This is a genomic window from Lysinibacillus sp. NPDC092081, from assembly GCF_044755845.1.
In the GTDB taxonomy this organism is placed as follows: Bacteria; Bacillota; Bacilli; order Bacillales_A; family Planococcaceae; genus Lysinibacillus.
Genome location: NZ_JBIVRU010000001.1, coordinates 247,018 through 264,145 on the forward strand (window position 1 = coordinate 247,018; position 17,128 = coordinate 264,145).

A 17,128-nucleotide genomic window follows, 5' to 3' on the forward strand; every position below is an offset into this window, starting at 1 on the left:
TATCTACGCTTTTTCACTATATGCGAGCAGCTAGATAAATATGAAAAGCTCCTCACAAATGTAAGGAGCTTATTGTCTAATCTTTTTTAGTTTTGGATTCAGACTCTTGAATTGCTTTTTCTCTAGCTTTTTCTCTAGCTTTTTTTGCATCACTATTATAGGCGTCCATAAAATAAATTGGCTCACCTTTTTCATCAACTGTATATGGTATAGAATAAGCTGGTACTACTGGATATTTATCGACAAGTAGCTGACGAATATCATCTCCTGGCTTCACATCAGGTTTGTCTTCTTTTAGTAGTTGACCTAAATCGATTGAATAGTCGACATGCATTTCGCCATCGCCTGTCATAAATATTGGTAATTCGGTACCAGAATAGGGGCTTTTCACAGTTACATCTGTTTTATAACCCAATTCTTCAAAGTTAATTTGATATACATTATCTGAAGTTGCACCCTTTATCGGTAAATATTGGGTAGAAAGTTTGTGGATATTAATTTCACGAATTCGCTCTGCAGCATTTAAATCTACCAATTTTACTTTAGCTTCATTCTCAGGATCCCAAATAATATACTGGAAAATCCCACCCTTTTCATAGGCGTTCCCTGGTATTTGTGCAAGATATTTAGGCATTAATTTTTCAAAATCAATTAAATATTTTATATATATATCTGTATCTAGCTCGCTATTTTTAATTGGAACTAGTCCACCAGTTGCTTCACGATATTCATTTACCGCACGCTGAACCGCAGCTAATTGGTCAGCATCAGGCACTAATTTTGCCATTTTTTCATCTTCTGGATATGCACAACCTACTAGAAGTACAGCGGTTACTATTACAAAAAGAAAAGCACTTAGTTTTTTCATGTCACTTCCACCTCATCAATTTTTATGCCGGCCATGTGGCTACAATCAGTACCATTAAAAATGTGCCTAGCCCAAACAGTATGTATGCAATTAAATTTACGATTGTACGTAAAAAAACGTTCGAAACCTTATTACGAGCTAAGTAAATTAAACCAACAGATATAATCATAAAGCCGATACAATAAAATGATACCCACATTACATCAAGCGAGGGCAAATGTGCTAACGGACCCATTTAAGACAACCACCTTTCTACAACGTCACAAAACAATCAAAGTATATTATACTATGCGCTTTCGCTAAAAAGAAATAGTTGTCCATAACTCTATCAATCAAATCAATTATGCCTCGACATAATTCCGTGACATCCGCCGGAGGCTTTAGGCCAACACGAAGTTGGTCACTCAGTCGTTGCCACAGGACGTGGCGTTCTTAGACTGAGTTCCTTTATTTCAGTTGGTGTTTGGACACCAACTGAAAAAGTAGCTTAAAACCGCTTCATCTCACCATCTATAGAGGTAGGAGACTTCTGCTGAAAGAAGTTATGGACAACCTTTGTAAGGTTATTGATTATTCAACTAAAAACACACAATAAGGCGTCTCAGTTATATTCTGAGACACCCTATTTATGTCCATTTTATGACAAACCTTATTAATAGATCAGGTATTATGATGAACCATTTCCACCCACTTACATTAATTGGAATACGTTAATTTTCGCTACAATCATATAAAATGGGCATATACTATCAACAGAAAAAATCCTTTTACCGGTCAATGATAACCTATTTTTTCCTTATTACATATTTTTAGTACATCATGTCATCGATTTCTCGTTTTTTCATACGCATCATTAATGCATCAACCGCTATTTTCGGTTCTATATTACTAAATAGAACACTATAAAGCTCAGTTGTTATTGGCATAGCAACGTCATGTTTCTCTGCTAGTTGATAGGCAGCTTTTGTTGTGCGTACCCCCTCAACAACCATGCCCATTTGATCGAGTACCTCTGGCAGTTTCATTCCTTGCCCCAGTAAATTACCTGCGCGCCAATTACGAGAGTGCACACTTGTACATGTGACAATTAAGTCCCCCATGCCTGTAAGTCCTGAGAATGTAAATGGATTCCCCCCCATTTTAACACCTAAACGTGAAATTTCAGCCAACCCTCGAGTAATAAGTGCAGCTTTGGCATTATCACCATAATTTAAGCCGTCTGAAATACCCGCAGCTAATGCGATTACATTTTTTAATGCGCCACCTATTTCTACGCCTATCACATCTTTGTTTGTGTAGACACGGAAAAATTGGTTCATAAATAAATCCTGCACTTTTTCTGCAGCTTCAATGTTTGCACAAGCTGCTGTAACAGTTGTCGGGTGGTGTAAGACAACTTCCTCTGCATGACTTGGACCTGAAAGTACAACAACTTCTTCCACAAATTCAGGTGGTAAACTTTCTACTAAAATTTCTGAAATTCGTTTTAACGTATCTGGTTCAATTCCCTTCGATACATGAACAAACAGTACTTTTTTATCGAGTGTTGCGATCATTTTTTCACATACTTCTCGAATAGCCTTAGTAGGCACTGCTACGACAATTGTCTCTGAATGAGCAACTGCCTTAGCAATATCGCTAGTCGCATACAAATTTGTAGGTAGCACCGTTTCAGGTAAATACTTCCTATTTGTATGTAGGTTGTTAATTTCTTCAGCTTGATCTGTTCGATGAGTCCATAGAAGTGTATCATGCCCGTTTTCTGCAAGCACCATCGCAAGCGCTGAACCCCATGAGCCTGCCCCTAACACACAAACTTTTTCCATTCAAAAACCTCCCTTGTTTAGAAAAGACAATTCACTCATATTAGTTACAAAAAATGCTAGAGAAAGGCTTATAACAGTAAAGCTTTCAAAGCAATCTTATTAGTAGACATTAGAAAAATTATTCTTTCCTCTCTTGTAAAAAGACGCCACCCAACAATAATTGTCGGGTTGGCGTATTGTATGTGTATATTTTTCCTAAGCACGAGCACGGGTAATTAAACGAATTGGCGTTCCTTCAAAATCAAATGTTTCTCGAATACGATTTTCTAAAAATCGTTCATAAGAGAAATGCATTAGCTCTGGCTCATTAACAAACACCACAAAAGTAGGTGGCTGTATCGCAACTTGGGTAGCATAGTAGATGCGAAGACGGCGGCCTTTATCAGTTGGTGCTGGGTTGCGTGCCACTGCATCCTCAATCACTTCATTAAGGATAGATGATTGAATACGCATTGCATGGTTTTCACTTACACGTTGTATAATCGGTAAAATTTGATGTACACGCTGCTTTGTATTGGCTGATACAAAAATAATTGGAGCATAGTCTAAGAATAAGAAATGCTCACGAATTTGCTGTGTAAAGACGTTCATTGTTTTTTCGTCTTTTTCAATAGCATCCCATTTATTAACAACGATGACAATAGCTTTTCCAGCTTCATGCGCATAGCCTGCAATTTTTTTATCTTGTTCTTGAATGCCTTCTTCTGCATTTAGAACAACTAAAACAACATCAGAGCGTTCAATTGCACGTAACGCACGTAACACAGAATACTTCTCTGTCGTTTCGTATACTTTCCCTTTTTTACGCATACCTGCAGTATCTATAATGACATATTCCTGATCATCATACTCATAAGGCGTGTCAATAGCATCTCGAGTAGTACCCGCGATATTACTCACAATAACGCGGTCTTGGCCTAAAAATGCATTTACTAATGAAGATTTCCCTACATTTGGTCGACCAATTAACGAGAATTTAATAACCTCGTCTCCATATTGTTCTTCATCTTCCTTAGGGAAATGTTCTGCACATTCATCCAATAAATCCCCTAAGCCTAAGCCGTGAGAACCAGAAATTGGCCAAGGCTCGCCAAAGCCAAGCGCATAGAAATCATAAATCATCTCGCGCATATCCGGGTTATCAATTTTATTCACTGCTAAAACGACCGGTTTTTTTGTTTTGTATAAAATTTTAGCAACTTGCTCATCAGCAGCTGTTACACCTTCACGACCATTTGTCATAAAGATTATAACGTCTGCTTCATCAATGGCAATTTCTGCTTGTTGACGAATTTGCTCTAAAAACGGCTCGTCTCCAATCTCAATACCACCTGTATCAATAATATTAAAATCATGTGTTAACCACTCTGCCGAACTATAAATACGGTCGCGTGTAACGCCTGGAATATCTTCCACAATCGAGACACGTTCTCCAACGATACGATTAAAAATCGTCGACTTACCTACGTTCGGACGACCTACGATGGCTACTACTGGTTTCGTCATCTGTACTTCATCCTTCCAACTTCTTGTCTTTCGCTATTATACACGAAAAATGCCATTATATCATATCATATCCATGAAGGGGCGCGCTATGTATCGTACTTTCCATCTATTTAGGAATTTTTATATCATTTCGGCTGTTCTATTTGAATGATCGATGTGATGTGGTTATCTTCGAGTCTTATTTATTCTATCCATTTCCGCCATAAAAAAGCGAGGACACAAACTGTATCCTCGCTTGTCTAGTTTATTTAAAATTTTTCAGTTTATCGCCAATGACATCGCCGAAAGAGAAGCCTGTGTTTTCTTCTGGTAATTCATAGTCGATTACTTCCTCTGCCTCGGGATTTTCAAGTAAATCCTTAATGCTTAATGCCAAGCGGCCTTCTTCAGCATTTACGTCAAGCACTTTCACCTGTACTTCTTGTCCTTCTTTTAGAGCTTCGTGTGGCGTGTTAATATGCTTATGCGCGATTTGTGAAATATGCACTAAACCTTCTACACCTGGGAAAACTTCCACAAATGCTCCGAATGAAGTAAGTCGTTTTACTTTGCCATCTAGCACTGTACCTTTCGCGGCACGCTCTTCGATGTTCGACCAAGGACCAGGAATCGTTTCCTTAATGGATAGCGAAATACGCTCATTTTCTGGGTCTACAGAAAGGACTTTCACTTTCACCTCTTGTCCTTCTGATAAAACCTCGCTCACATCGCTCACATGCTCATGAGACACTTGTGAGATATGCACAAGGCCATCAATACCACCAAGGTCAATAAATGCACCAAATGATGCGATACGCTGTACTTTACCGTCTAAAACATCGCCAGTTTTAATTTGGTTAATGACATTTTTCTTTTGGGAAGCTTTTTCAGATTCCACTACAGCACGATGTGATAAAATTAAGCGATTTTTTTCTTTATCTAGCTCTACAATTTTAAAGCTAAGAGATTTGCCTTTATAGTCTTCAAAATCATCAACAAAGTAGTCTTCTACTAGGGAGGCCGGAACGAAGCCACGTACTCCTAAATCTACGACAAGACCACCTTTAACAATATCTTTTACTTCCGCTTCGAAAATTTCCTCAGCGTTGAATTGTTGCTCAAGAGTATCCCATGCTTTTAAAGCATCTACTTTACGTTTTGATAATACATAGTTTTCTTCTTCAACTTTTGTAATCATCAACTCCAACTCATCTCCAACAGAGATTACGTCAGACGCTTTTTCAATGTGTAAGCTTGATAATTCACTTATTGGCACAATACCGTCAAACAGTGCACCTGGAATTGAAACAGTTACCGCTTTTTCATCAACCTGCGCTGCAATACCTTTGACGATATCACCTTCGTTAAACGTTTGTTCTGCATAGTTCATTTCTTCAGACATATGTAACCCTCCTTCGCATCTTCCCTTACTATTTTATTCGATATTGAAGACAAAGACAAAAATAAATCCTTTAAATTCAAAAAATGTTTGAAATTTTTGGATTTATATCATTTTTTCTTGCGCTAATTTTAAAATGGCCTGTGCTGCATCATCAATTGACAATGCTGTCGTGTCTAAAAATATGGCATCTTTTGCTTGAATTAGTGGCGATGCTTCACGCTCGCTATCCATTTTATCGCGCAGGGCAATTTCTTCTTGAAGCTTTTCAATGGAAGATTCAATTCCTCGTTTTTGATTGTCCATAAAACGACGTCTTGCTCTCTCTTCTACAGTTGCAGACATAAAGATTTTTAGTTCTGCATTCTTTAATACATGCGTAGCAATATCGCGCCCATCCATAACAACACCACCATTATCCGCAAGCTTTTGTTGCTGTGCTACTAATAGTTCACGTATTTTAGCATGAGCCGCTACTTGTGAAACAGATGAAGTTACCTCATTTGATCGAATTTCTGCCGATACGTTCTTCCTGTCTAAAAAGACAAGCTGTCCTTCAGAAGAAGGCTTTAATTCAATTGTGCTAGATGCTAGCATTTCTGCTAATTTTGTTTCATCATTTAAATGTATGTTTTGTTGCATTGCTTTATACGTCACAGCACGATACATAGCACCTGTGTCGATATAAGTAAATGCAAGTGCCTCTGCAACAATTTTCGCGATTGTGCTTTTTCCAGCACCAGCCGGTCCATCAATCGCAATTTGAATGTTTTTCTTCATATTCTCCCTACTTTCTATCACACCATATTGTATCATAAAAAAGCCCTCTTCAAAGAGAGGGCTTTCTTAAATCAAATTACTACTCAATTTGAAGGTGTGTAAACTCCTTGCAAAAATTCATGGAAATTTCCCACTCATCAATAGAGGTTGGGCAGACTATTAAGACTATTAATAGGCGTAAAAAATCAAGCATCAAAAGGATTTATTTCTTTACGACGATTCACTAACTGACGTTCAAAGCATAAACGAACAATATGCTGTTGGTCTACATCATCAGTATCTGTTAATTGTATAGTTGCCATTTTTTTGTCATCTTTTTCAAATATACGAACAACCGTCGCTTCCGTGTTCACGTATTTTACATCCCCATTGGCAAATGGTAAAACGATTGTTAACTGGACCTCATCATCATCTTGGAAAGCAATTGCCCCTTTTAAGATAACTGCCAAACCACCTGCGCTAATATCCGCTGTTACTAGCTGATATTTGTAATCCTTAAACTGTATCGCTACATCCACAGGCGTTTCCACACGTACATATTCACGACGTTGAATTTTGATAAAGTCATCTGCCTTTGGACAATGCAACATAATCATAGGTATATTACCAGCTTTACGTCCAATCACTTCAGTATTGAAAACAAATGATTGTTTATCTTCTGTACGAAAAGTTGCTCTAAATTCAGAACCATCTATTAAAAAAGCTGTTTTCTTTGTGGCAACATTTATTGGATAATCGATGTAAACAATATTTTCCTCTTGTTCTACAACTTTACAGCGGAATTTTTCAACACGCTCTGTATAAGTTGGTTCAAGTTCTAATTGTGTACCAATTTTTATTTCCATGAGCATCTCCTCGAACACAAATATACATTTATTATCGCATGAGATGCCCATTTTGGCTATATGAACTGGTAGTTTTTTCTTGGATTACGTTAAATATTCCACTTTTAAAACATTGTGATTTTCAGCGTCAATAACAATTCTGAATGTTTCTTGCGCGTCACGGACCGCAATTACCTCATAACAAAGACGTTGTTCGAATTGACCGTTATCTGTATAAATATTTCTTACTTCTTCTACTTTTACATTGTCATCGAAGAAAGTTTTCCAATCAATTGGCTTTGCAGTTTGTGGTTTAATCGTCTCTGCCTGAATATATTCCATCGCATTTGCACCAAGTAACTCGCCTGTATCCTTGGCAAGTTTTAATTGCACCCCATCTGCATAAATCAATGCATTATCACCAGGGTGAACACGTGCGAATGTCACATGCCATGCTTGATGGTTTTCACGAGATTCCACAAATGCAACATCATTCATGCCAAGTAGTTTTAAATATTCTTCAGCTTTTTTCATAATTTCATCTTGTGATAACCTTGCTTCATCTACAGGACGTTCCACTAAATAGGATATTAAATGCCCACCCTTTTCTGTTAGATCGACATATCCTAAACGAATACCTTGATGGAATTGGATATGATAAAACGGATACGATGAAGTATCGCTACTTTTCGTAACAGTAAATGTTGCATCTTTTATGATAGGAAATAAATGTTTTACTTTTTCCAATGCTTCTTTTTCAGTAATGGCTGAATCTTGTAATGCTTTAAGATCTATTTTTTTCTGCCAATCCGATTCACTTAATGTAAGTGGGAAGTCTTTTTCGCTGTAATCCTTTAATGTCTTTTGTACATTATCAAATGTTGTATTTGGGTTCTTAGTATCTACTTGTCTTAACCAAACATCCATCTTACCGTTGTTTTTATAAAAATCTACTGTTGCACCTGACCATTCATCTGAAAGTGATTGTAAATTTGTAGAGACTTGTGGCATTTTTTCTCTCCAAGCTTTATAATCACCAGTTTTAGATGTTTTCTTTGCCTCATCTCCTAGGCGCCCTAAGTAACTTAGCCAGTCGTTCGACATTTCCTGCCCGATAGGAATATTCGACATAGAAGATCGAACGTCAGAGCTTAGTCGCCAAACAGAATCTAACTCATTGTGAATGGCATCGTCATCTCGAAACAATAGAGATTGCGAAACAGCTTGTTGTAGATGCGATAATTTCTCAGATGCATCCGTTAAATTATCCGTGTACTGAGCTAACACAGTACGTTGTAAACTTGCATTTTTTCCGTGCATATTAATGCTATATGCACCTAAACCAATAACTGCCGCAGTGAGTATAACGAGCATAGTTCTCATTTTTTTCCTCCTTTCTTATGAACAGAAAATGTGTTCTCCAATTCGTTTAATTTGAGGTCGGGACCAAATCCACTTACTTGTTGCTGTTTTCGGATTAAAATAATAAAGTGCATTTTCTGAAGGATCCCATCCATTCATAGCATCAAGAACTGCTTCTTTTGCACGTTCATTTGGTTCAAGCCAAATTTGTCCATCTGCCACCGCAGTAAATGCTAGTGGTTGGAAAATAATACCTGAAATAGTATTTGGGAATTCAGGGCTTTCCAAACGATTTAAAATAACTGCCGCTACAGCCACTTGACCTTCATAAGGCTCTCCCCTAGCTTCACCATAAACCGCATTCGCCATTAACTGTACATCTCTGTCAGTATACTTTGGAGGTAGTTGAGTTTTAGTCCCATTATTATTACTACTACCACTACTTTTACCTCCACCACCACCGCCAGTGTTTGTTTTCACTTGCTGTTCAAGTGGCGTACCACCATAATAGGTAAATTGATTTCCTGCATTTAATTGCGCTTTTACCCATCCTTCATCATAATCTGAATAACCTGATAAAGTTTTTTTAGTTTTAGCACCGGCTATTCCATCTACTGGTAAACCATATTTCTCTTGGAATATTCGTAAAGCCCAATATGTGTTATAGCCAAATTTGCCATCAATTTTACTCTTATAAAACCCTAAGTATTGTAACCTTGCCTGTAGCTCAATTACATCATCTCCATAAGCACCACGAGAAATCTGTTGCCCGGTAAATGCAATGGCGTCATTTTGCGGAATAGCAAATATACTAATCCCCAACATCAAAGCAAAAATTATGCTTACTAAACGCATTATCATCACTCCTTTTTTTCATAGCTTGAAACAAACGACTTATTTTATACATTTAAAAAATAGAAAAGCGCAGAAATCTTTTTTTAGATTTCTACGCTTTATATTTTTTTATGCATATGCAAATGTTGTACTAGATGGTAATGAGCAAGCTTGACTTTTCGTAGCCCAAACCACCACAAAAATAGCATAAAAGGTATCATTAAATAAACCCAATATCCTTTGAATGATAAAATTGTATTATATAAAATGTGTAATACTACCGGTGCACAAAGCGCCATAACAATCATTTCTTTCGTCTTTGCAAGCTTCGAAAACTTGGCACGTCCATAATAATAGCCCATTACAACACCGAACAAAGCATGACTTGATACAGGTAATAATGCACGCATAAATGCAGTATTCAAACCGAAAGAAAATAAATAAAGCACATTTTCTATCGTGGCAAATCCAAGAGATATACTTGCACCATACAGTATGCCATCATAAGGATCATCGAATTCTACATGATTATAGATTGCGATTAAAAGAATAAACCATTTAAAAAACTCTTCAATTACACTAGAAAAAACTACATCTTGTAGATAAAAATATCGAAAGACCCCTTCCTCTGTTAGTACATATTGTAAAAACAAGATTGGGAACGTTAAAAATGCGCCATACAAAAACGTTTGAAGTAAAGTTCTTCTTGGCTCCGTTGCCATCTGATTGCGCAAATAAAAGTAACTGAAAAGCGCTAGACCAGGAGCAATGGCAGCTGATAATAAAATGATCATGATGCCGGCTCCTTTCAAAAATCAATTTAGCCTTGACATAATTATGTTAAGATTTTAAAATCTGTGACATCCTTCTAATGCTTTAAGCCAACAATTTCTTGCGCATACGTGAATTGGCTGCGCATAATGTTGGTCAACTTTGGCGTTTTTGCAGGATGTAAAATTTCTTAGCCTAAGTTTATCTTTTCTGTCGGTTTTTGGACATCTAAAAAATACATTCGTATATCTCAGATGAAAAACTTATGTGACATAAAGCTTCCGTTATCAACAAAAAATATCTGTTACATGAAGATAAACTGCTATTATTATACCATGATATGACATAAAACTTTTTAAAAGGAGATAATATTTTTTATGAAAAAAACAATTTTATTAATTCATACAGGTGGCACAATTTCTATGGCAATGAGTGATGAAGGTGCCGTTATGCCAAACAAAGAAAATCCTCTAATGAAGGACAGCAGCAAACTTGATGCACTTGCCACAATTATTGAAATGGAGGCTTTTAATCTCCCATCACCACATATTACACCAAAAGAAATGCTTAAATTACGTAACCTTATTATCGAAAAAGTTGCAGAGGAGAAAATTGATGGTGTTGTCATCACCCATGGTACTGATACATTAGAAGAAACAGCTTATTTTTTAGAGTTAACGACTGATTTATCAATTCCTATTGTTTTAACAGGTGCAATGCGCTCCTCAAACGAACTTGGTGCAGATGGAATTTATAATTTAGTAGAAGCCGTTCGCGTAGCCGTAGACGAAGAAGCCCGTGAGAAAGGCGTACTTGTTGTCATGAATGACGAGGTCCATCTAGCTGTTAATACTACAAAAACAAGTACTAGTTCTGTCAATACCTTTCAGTCACCTCAATATGGCCCGATCGGACTTATTACAAAATCAAGAATATTATTTCATCATGCCCCTATCAGCCGTCAATATGTAGAAATTGATGGATTATCAAAACGAGTAGCCATGCTGAAAGTGTATGCTGGCATGGAGGATGACTTACTTGATGTAGTACTCGCATGTAAATATGATGGCGTAGTGTTAGAAGGCCTTGGACAAGGCAACGTCCCTCCAACAGTTGTTAAAGGTATTGAAAGTCTTTTAGAGCGCGGTATTCCTGTTATACTCGTATCCCGTTGTTTTAATGGTATCGCAGAAGGTGTTTACGGCTATGTTGGCGGTGGCAAAATGCTCGAAGACTTAGGAGCTATATTTGCAACTGGTATTAATGGTCAAAAAGCGCGATTAAAATTATTAATTGGGCTCAACAAAGTAGGGACTCCTCTTGATTTAAAGGAATTTTTCATGTAAGACTAATGTATTCAATATTCACTTATAGTTATGCATCTACAATTTGCTTATAATAATTCAAGATTTTATGTAAATGACTGATTGCTATCTCAAAATCTGGCTGAATAACAGAGAGCTGTATGAAATTTCTTTGGCGTAAGTATTGGCTATCCGCATGAACATAATAACCATTTACATTTAAATCTCTCTGTAGATTTGTCAAAGCCTTAGGAAGTTGTAAAGTGATTAGCATCGGATACTGTCTAGTTGAAATTTGGTAGTGCATAAATGGTAGCTGCAGCATTGTTTTAAAGCGTTGCTGTAGCTGTCCATATCTTTCTGGATATGCTTGTAATGCTACAGAAACATTTGCAACAAGTACTGCTGGTAAAGTAGACGGAATCGCACCAGACTGGTAATTAGCTAAATCGAGATAAGCAGGTAATGTTTTAGAAGATTTCACAATGTTTTGCGAAAAAACAAAAGCCAAGCCACTAAGTGCACCAATGGCTTTTCCACTTACTGCAGTCGCTAAATAACAATCCTTTAAAGAAAATGGCATTGCTCCGAAAGAACTAATGCAATCAATACAAAGCTTTAAATTATATCGCTTAGTTAGCTGTAAAATTTCCTTTAAATCATTACAAGTACCAGTCGACGTTTCGCCATGTACTGCAAGAAGCCATTGATAAGATTTTTTTTGCAAATAAGAGTCCAACATACTTGTATCAAAGGAACTTCCCCAATCTTGCTCAATTACATCAAAATCTAATGACCATCTCTCTGCTTGTTTTCGAAGACGTTCTCCAAACTCACCATTTGTTAAAATTAGTCCACGGCCTAATTGTTGAGCCTTCAATTGCCCCAACATAACCTCATTTGCCAATGTCCCAGTTCCTACAATTGTAGCTACATGCCCTGCTCCTGATAGTTGAAGCAACTTATTTCTCATTTGCTCAAATAATGTTTGAAAGCCTAACGAACGATGAGAAAGCTCAGAATACATAAATGGTTCACTTTGTTTTACTGGACCTGGATAAAATGTATGGCACTCCTTCGCAAGTCTTTGCTGCAAAGACTTTTCAAACTGCTGTCTCGTTAATACCATTGGTAAAAATAAAGCATCCTCTGTCCCTGTAGCAGGTGCAAATTGGGTAAATCCCATTTGCTTATAAAGTTTCTCCTCACGAGTAGTACCTGAAATAACCGCTGCCGAATAACCTTTTTCATAGGCAAAAGCAGTTAATGCCTGTGTCAATTTCAATAGTACTCTTCCTGTTCGATACTCCTTCTTGACGGCAAGCAAGCGAATTTCACAAAGCTTAGTACTAATCTCCTTTGATAAATACTGCTCAACCTTTCCAATCTTTTCATCAATTGAAAACGGCCTTTGCTCTCTAAATGCAAGCATGCCTATAAGATCTATTCCTTTATAAACAACAATATATGTATTTTCATGATGAAAACGGTCAACTTTTTTTCTTTCGGAGTTGGGTTTATGCTGTGGAATTTCTTCGACAAAGGTTTCATAATTTAATCGTGCAATTTCCTCAAACTCCGCTTTTGTATGCGCAATTTTACACCAATACATATAATCACTTCCTTCTCTCTAAAGCCTCTTTAATATTCGACATATGCTTAATAAGCATAAAGCTAATTGCTACTAGTATCGGTATGTATAAAATAAATTTATCTGTATAAACAATCGCTCCAACATATAAAACAAAGCCACCTAACATACTAAGTGTTAAACTTCTCGTAACACTAAGCGTAATAGCCGTTCCTACAACCATCATGAAAAATAAGCTTGGCGACAGTGCCAGACCTACACCTATAAAAGTTGCTACTCCTTTTCCCCCATTAAACTTAAGCCAAAACGGAAACATATGACCAAGTATAACTAAACAAGCGCCTAACACTATTTCCAATTCTTCGAAATGCAATAAACGTCCTGCACCGACAACGAGCGCTCCTTTTAAAGAATCCCCTAAAAAAGTCCATAGAAAAGCACCTTTCCCAATCACACTACCAGCATTTCTAGCCCCTAAGTTTTCACTTCTTTCTTCCTGTAAATTAACACCATACGCTTTTCCAACGACATACGCAGTCATAAAGTTCCCTATAATATAACTCAGAAACCAATATAATCCAAGCATTCTTTCACACCTTTTTTCAACTTTGATAAGAGAAATTATTGCTCTTCACCATAACGTGGGGTTGATTTCCTTTACGGCTTGGCGCTTTCCTGGGGGCATCCGATGAGCCGTTTCGTTCTCTTTCCATCGCTCTGACCCTTTCATCCGTCGTTCTGGCCCTTCTATCCGTTACTACGGCTCTTTCATCCGTCGCTTCGTTCTTTTTCCGTCGCTCTGACCCTTTTATCCGTCGCTTTGACTCTTTCATCCGTCGCTCTTGCTCTTCCTCCAACGTTTAAAAAAAGCTGTATAAGCTTACATGCCTATACAGCTCCTATTGTTATTTTGCTCTTTTTACAATTGTCTTAGCAATACACTCGCCATGGAAACGGCCATTTTCGATAAAAATTTCATTAGCATTATTTCCAGCTGCAATAACTCCCGCGATAAATAACCCTTCTACATTTGTTTCCATAGTTTCTGGATTAAAGAAAGGACGGCCCGTTTCATAATCAATAGAGACACCCATTGCTCGAATAAATGAATGATCTGGATGATAGCCTGTCATCGCAAAAACAAAATCATTTTTTATAGTTTTCTTGCTACCATCAATTTCTACTACGACCTCATGCTCACGGATTTCCAGTATATTTGTATTGAAATGCATTTGGACTTCTTCATTTCGTACTACTCCTTCAAATTCTGGTAAAACCCACGGCTTTATGCTAGGTGAATACTCACTACCACGATAGGCTACAGTGACGCGAGCTCCAGCCTTATTCAACTCAAGCGCAGCATCCACTGCCGAATTTTTCCCACCTATGACAAGAACATCAGTATTAAAAAATTCATGTCCCTCTTTAAAGTAATGGAAGACTTTCGGCAATTTCTCACCTGGGATATTTAAATAATTTGGATGGTCATAGTAGCCTGTTGCGATCACCACATAAGATGTTGTATAAACCTCTTTATCTGTCGTTACTGTAAACACCGCTCCATTTTTTACAACGCTATTTACCTTTTCAAAGCGGTTTACTTGAATATCCTTCAAACGCACAACCTCTCGATAATAAACTAGTGCTTGATTTCGCTTTGGTTTACGACCTTCAATAATAAAGGGCACATCACCGATAGCTAGACGTTCACTCGTACTAAAAAAAGTTTGATGTGTAGGGTAATTGTAAACCGCATTTACGATATTTCCTTTTTCAATGACAATTGGCTTTAATCCAATATTTTGCAAGGCTATTGCTGCTGCTAAACCACATGGGCCTCCCCCAACAATAATTGCATCTACTTGCTGCATTTTTTGACACTCCTATCAACTTTGTATCAGCAATTTGCTCATACTTACTTTTAACTTCTTTCAGCAGAAGTCTCCCACCACTATAGGCGGTGAGATGAATGTGGGTTTAAGTAACTTATCAGCGGGTGTCCAAAAATCCGCTGATATAAAGGAACTCAGTCTAAGAACGCCACGTCCTGTGGCATTACCGAAATGACCGACATCGTGTCGGCCTTCGTGCAGGCCTAAGCACAAAGCCGATTCCGGACGCAATTATGCCGAGGCATAATTGATTAATCGGGCTTTTACCGAATAAATCCTTATAGCTTCCATTATACGCCTTCATTCGAGTTTTGGTTGTTTATTTACCCGAAATTTCAATGTCAATAATATGACACTGTGGTCTCGCACCAAGTCGGAAAGGTAATAATGTCGTACCATAGCCGTTACTTACTAACGTCATCACACCTTCACGCTCCCTATATGACCCGTTAGGATGCACACCGTATGGGCCAATTCTAATTTGACCACCGTGTAAATGCCCACCAATCATTAAATCTGCTCTAAATTTTGCACGGACTCTTGCAAAAACACCAGGGTTATGTGAGATGAAAACAACTAAGTCTTTCTCTTCTATCTTTGCAAATGCTTCATCAAAGCTATATTTCATTGTAGATGTGTCTTCAATTGCATTTAGCCAAAAGCGGTTATTTTTAGGTAGTAATACAGCATCATTGGCGATGATCTGAACACTATGTTCCTGTAAAATACTTCGTAATCGCTCTTCACCTACTTCTCTGTCATTATTACCCCATACAAAATAAGTTGGTCCTAACGGAGTTAATAATTTTAGATTGTCATGAATACGTTGAATAGGTGTGCGTCCATCCGCAAAATCCCCACCAATAATAACAGCATCAAATTGACCATTTAACTGCTCAATCATCTGGCGATTAATTTTGCGTAAATGTGTATCCGAAATAAAAAATAGTCGGATTTTTTCCTGTTCACCCTTTAATAGCAATTGATGATGTAAAACATTGTTTTCATGTGCCACCTTCAACATATAAAGTAGGAACGCGATGACTACTAAAACAAATAGTCCAATATAAATCATTCCCTCACATCTCCTTACGAAAGCAAAAAGACGATTCGTTATAATGAAGAATCGCCTTTTCACTAAATCAGACGTACGCCTCAACCATATTGGTGTTAACGTTTGTCCATTATTTTATACTAGAAAAACATCATTGCCAAAGAATGACACCCGCTTTTCTTATGGTAACTTAATAACTTGCCCAATCATTACATTATTTGAAGACATACCGTTTGCTGCACGAATTTTCGCTAGTGTTGCTTCACTGCCATCACCGTAGTGATTCAATGCAATACGATATAGATTTTCATTTGCTTTTACAGTATGAGTACTTGCTTTTGCAGATTGATTTGCTTCTTCTGCTTTGCGTGCTTCCTCGGCTTTACGCGCTTCCTCAGCCTTTCGTGCTTGTTCCGCTTTTCTAGCCTCTTCTGCTTGTGCTATTCTAGCTTGCTCAGCTTTTTTAGCTTCATCGGCTTTTCTAGCCTCTTCTGCCTTCTTAGCTGCTTCGGCCTTTTTCGCTTCCTCAGCTGCTACTTTCTCAGCGTCTTTCTTAGAAGGCTCCTTTGCTTTGTCTGCTTTATCGTCTTCTTTTGCTTTGTTTTTATCAGCTGACACAGGCACCTTATCTTCATCCCCTGAATTAGAAATTTCTACCACTTGATCCTTAGATTTTTTTTCAGCCTCTTCAATTGTTGTTCCAGGTTCATAGAATTTTAAAAAATAGACTAATATCGATAATGGAATTAAGATAAAAATCACAAAAAGAATCGTCATTAATGGCGGTTTTCGTTTTGTATTTTTTGGCTTTTTATCGTTATTACTCCCGTTTTTATTCATTCTTGAAACTCTAGATAAAGCTTGCTGTTCTTTTTGTTCTTCTTCAAAAGATTGACGATGTTCTTCGATTTTATCGCGATAATCTTCTTTACTCATTCGCCGTTCCTCCAACCTTACTACGCTTTCTATCATTCTATTATGACGAATTTTGCGAAAAAAGTAAATGACCGTCAGTTTTAGTCTAAAAAGGCTCCTCAACTAACTTGAGGTTGATTTCCGTTATGATTCGGTGCTTTCCTGGTGGCCTTCGACGAGCTGTTTCTGAACGACATCCTCTGAAACAGGTCTCGTCTGTGAC

General features: G+C 37.5%; 16 protein-coding genes. 1 reads left to right on the forward strand and 15 read right to left on the reverse strand.

The window, feature by feature from the left end:
• Window positions 1-76 precede the first annotated feature (76 nt).
• The 10 genes from ACIQLB_RS01260 to prsW all read right to left on the reverse strand — a co-directional run bounded on the left by ACIQLB_RS01260 (window position 77) and on the right by prsW (window position 10,172).
• On the reverse strand, window positions 77-868 hold the full coding sequence (locus ACIQLB_RS01260) for a hypothetical protein (protein WP_400719968.1): 792 nt from the start codon (window positions 866-868) through the stop codon (window positions 77-79).
• Window positions 869-890: 22 nt separating this feature from the next.
• Window positions 891-1,103 carry a DUF2768 domain-containing protein gene (locus ACIQLB_RS01265; protein WP_387080816.1) on the reverse strand — a complete coding sequence of 71 codons (213 nt, stop codon included), beginning with the start codon at window positions 1,101-1,103 and terminating at the stop codon, window positions 891-893.
• A gap of 574 nt (window positions 1,104-1,677) precedes the next feature.
• The gene (locus ACIQLB_RS01270) at window positions 1,678-2,694 is read right to left on the reverse strand and encodes an NAD(P)H-dependent glycerol-3-phosphate dehydrogenase (protein ID WP_400719970.1); all 1,017 of its coding nucleotides are present in this window, start codon (window positions 2,692-2,694) and stop codon (window positions 1,678-1,680) included.
• A 195-nt stretch (window positions 2,695-2,889) separates the two neighbouring features.
• Window positions 2,890-4,200, reverse strand: coding sequence for a ribosome biogenesis GTPase Der (gene der / locus ACIQLB_RS01275; protein WP_400719972.1), 1,311 nt, complete (start codon window positions 4,198-4,200; stop codon window positions 2,890-2,892).
• A gap of 244 nt (window positions 4,201-4,444) precedes the next feature.
• Window positions 4,445-5,581, reverse strand: a complete 1,137-nt coding sequence (rpsA, locus tag ACIQLB_RS01280; protein WP_400719974.1) for a 30S ribosomal protein S1 — start codon at window positions 5,579-5,581, stop codon at window positions 4,445-4,447.
• A gap of 102 nt (window positions 5,582-5,683) precedes the next feature.
• On the reverse strand, window positions 5,684-6,358 hold the full coding sequence (gene cmk, locus ACIQLB_RS01285) for a (d)CMP kinase (RefSeq protein ID WP_400721636.1): 675 nt from the start codon (window positions 6,356-6,358) through the stop codon (window positions 5,684-5,686).
• Window positions 6,359-6,543: 185 nt separating this feature from the next.
• Window positions 6,544-7,203: a flagellar brake protein gene (locus ACIQLB_RS01290; protein ID WP_400719976.1), complete on the reverse strand. Its 660-nt coding sequence runs from the start codon at window positions 7,201-7,203 to the stop codon at window positions 6,544-6,546.
• Between the two features lie 84 nt (window positions 7,204-7,287).
• Entirely contained in the window at window positions 7,288-8,565 is a 1,278-nt protein-coding gene (locus tag ACIQLB_RS01295) for a PepSY1/2 domain-containing protein (protein ID WP_400719978.1), read from the reverse strand.
• A 15-nt stretch (window positions 8,566-8,580) separates the two neighbouring features.
• Complete coding sequence (gene sleB / locus ACIQLB_RS01300; RefSeq protein WP_400719980.1) at window positions 8,581-9,399, reverse strand: spore cortex-lytic enzyme; 819 nt, start codon at window positions 9,397-9,399, stop codon at window positions 8,581-8,583.
• 98 nt (window positions 9,400-9,497) lie between these two features.
• Window positions 9,498-10,172: a glutamic-type intramembrane protease PrsW gene (gene prsW, locus ACIQLB_RS01305; RefSeq protein WP_400719982.1), complete on the reverse strand. Its 675-nt coding sequence runs from the start codon at window positions 10,170-10,172 to the stop codon at window positions 9,498-9,500.
• Between the two features lie 354 nt (window positions 10,173-10,526).
• Between prsW and ACIQLB_RS01310 the strand changes: the two genes are divergently transcribed.
• A complete protein-coding gene (locus tag ACIQLB_RS01310) occupies window positions 10,527-11,495 on the forward strand; it encodes an asparaginase (protein WP_400719984.1) in 969 nt (322 codons plus the stop codon).
• Between the two features lie 28 nt (window positions 11,496-11,523).
• On the opposite strand, the gene ACIQLB_RS01315 is transcribed toward ACIQLB_RS01310, so the two are convergent.
• From ACIQLB_RS01315 to ACIQLB_RS01335, 5 genes are all read right to left on the reverse strand, one after another.
• Window positions 11,524-13,065 (reverse strand): aminotransferase class V-fold PLP-dependent enzyme, encoded by a 1,542-nt coding sequence (locus ACIQLB_RS01315; RefSeq protein ID WP_400719986.1) that lies wholly within the window; start codon window positions 13,063-13,065, stop codon window positions 11,524-11,526.
• Between the two features lie 4 nt (window positions 13,066-13,069).
• Complete coding sequence (locus ACIQLB_RS01320; RefSeq protein WP_400719988.1) at window positions 13,070-13,630, reverse strand: glycerol-3-phosphate acyltransferase; 561 nt, start codon at window positions 13,628-13,630, stop codon at window positions 13,070-13,072.
• Window positions 13,631-13,949: 319 nt separating this feature from the next.
• Window positions 13,950-14,915 (reverse strand): YpdA family putative bacillithiol disulfide reductase, encoded by a 966-nt coding sequence (locus tag ACIQLB_RS01325; RefSeq protein WP_400719990.1) that lies wholly within the window; start codon window positions 14,913-14,915, stop codon window positions 13,950-13,952.
• A 340-nt stretch (window positions 14,916-15,255) separates the two neighbouring features.
• Complete coding sequence (locus ACIQLB_RS01330) at window positions 15,256-16,011, reverse strand: metallophosphoesterase (protein WP_400719992.1); 756 nt, start codon at window positions 16,009-16,011, stop codon at window positions 15,256-15,258.
• A gap of 159 nt (window positions 16,012-16,170) precedes the next feature.
• The gene (locus tag ACIQLB_RS01335; protein ID WP_400719994.1) at window positions 16,171-16,926 is read right to left on the reverse strand and encodes a LysM peptidoglycan-binding domain-containing protein; all 756 of its coding nucleotides are present in this window, start codon (window positions 16,924-16,926) and stop codon (window positions 16,171-16,173) included.
• Window positions 16,927-17,128 lie beyond the last annotated feature (202 nt).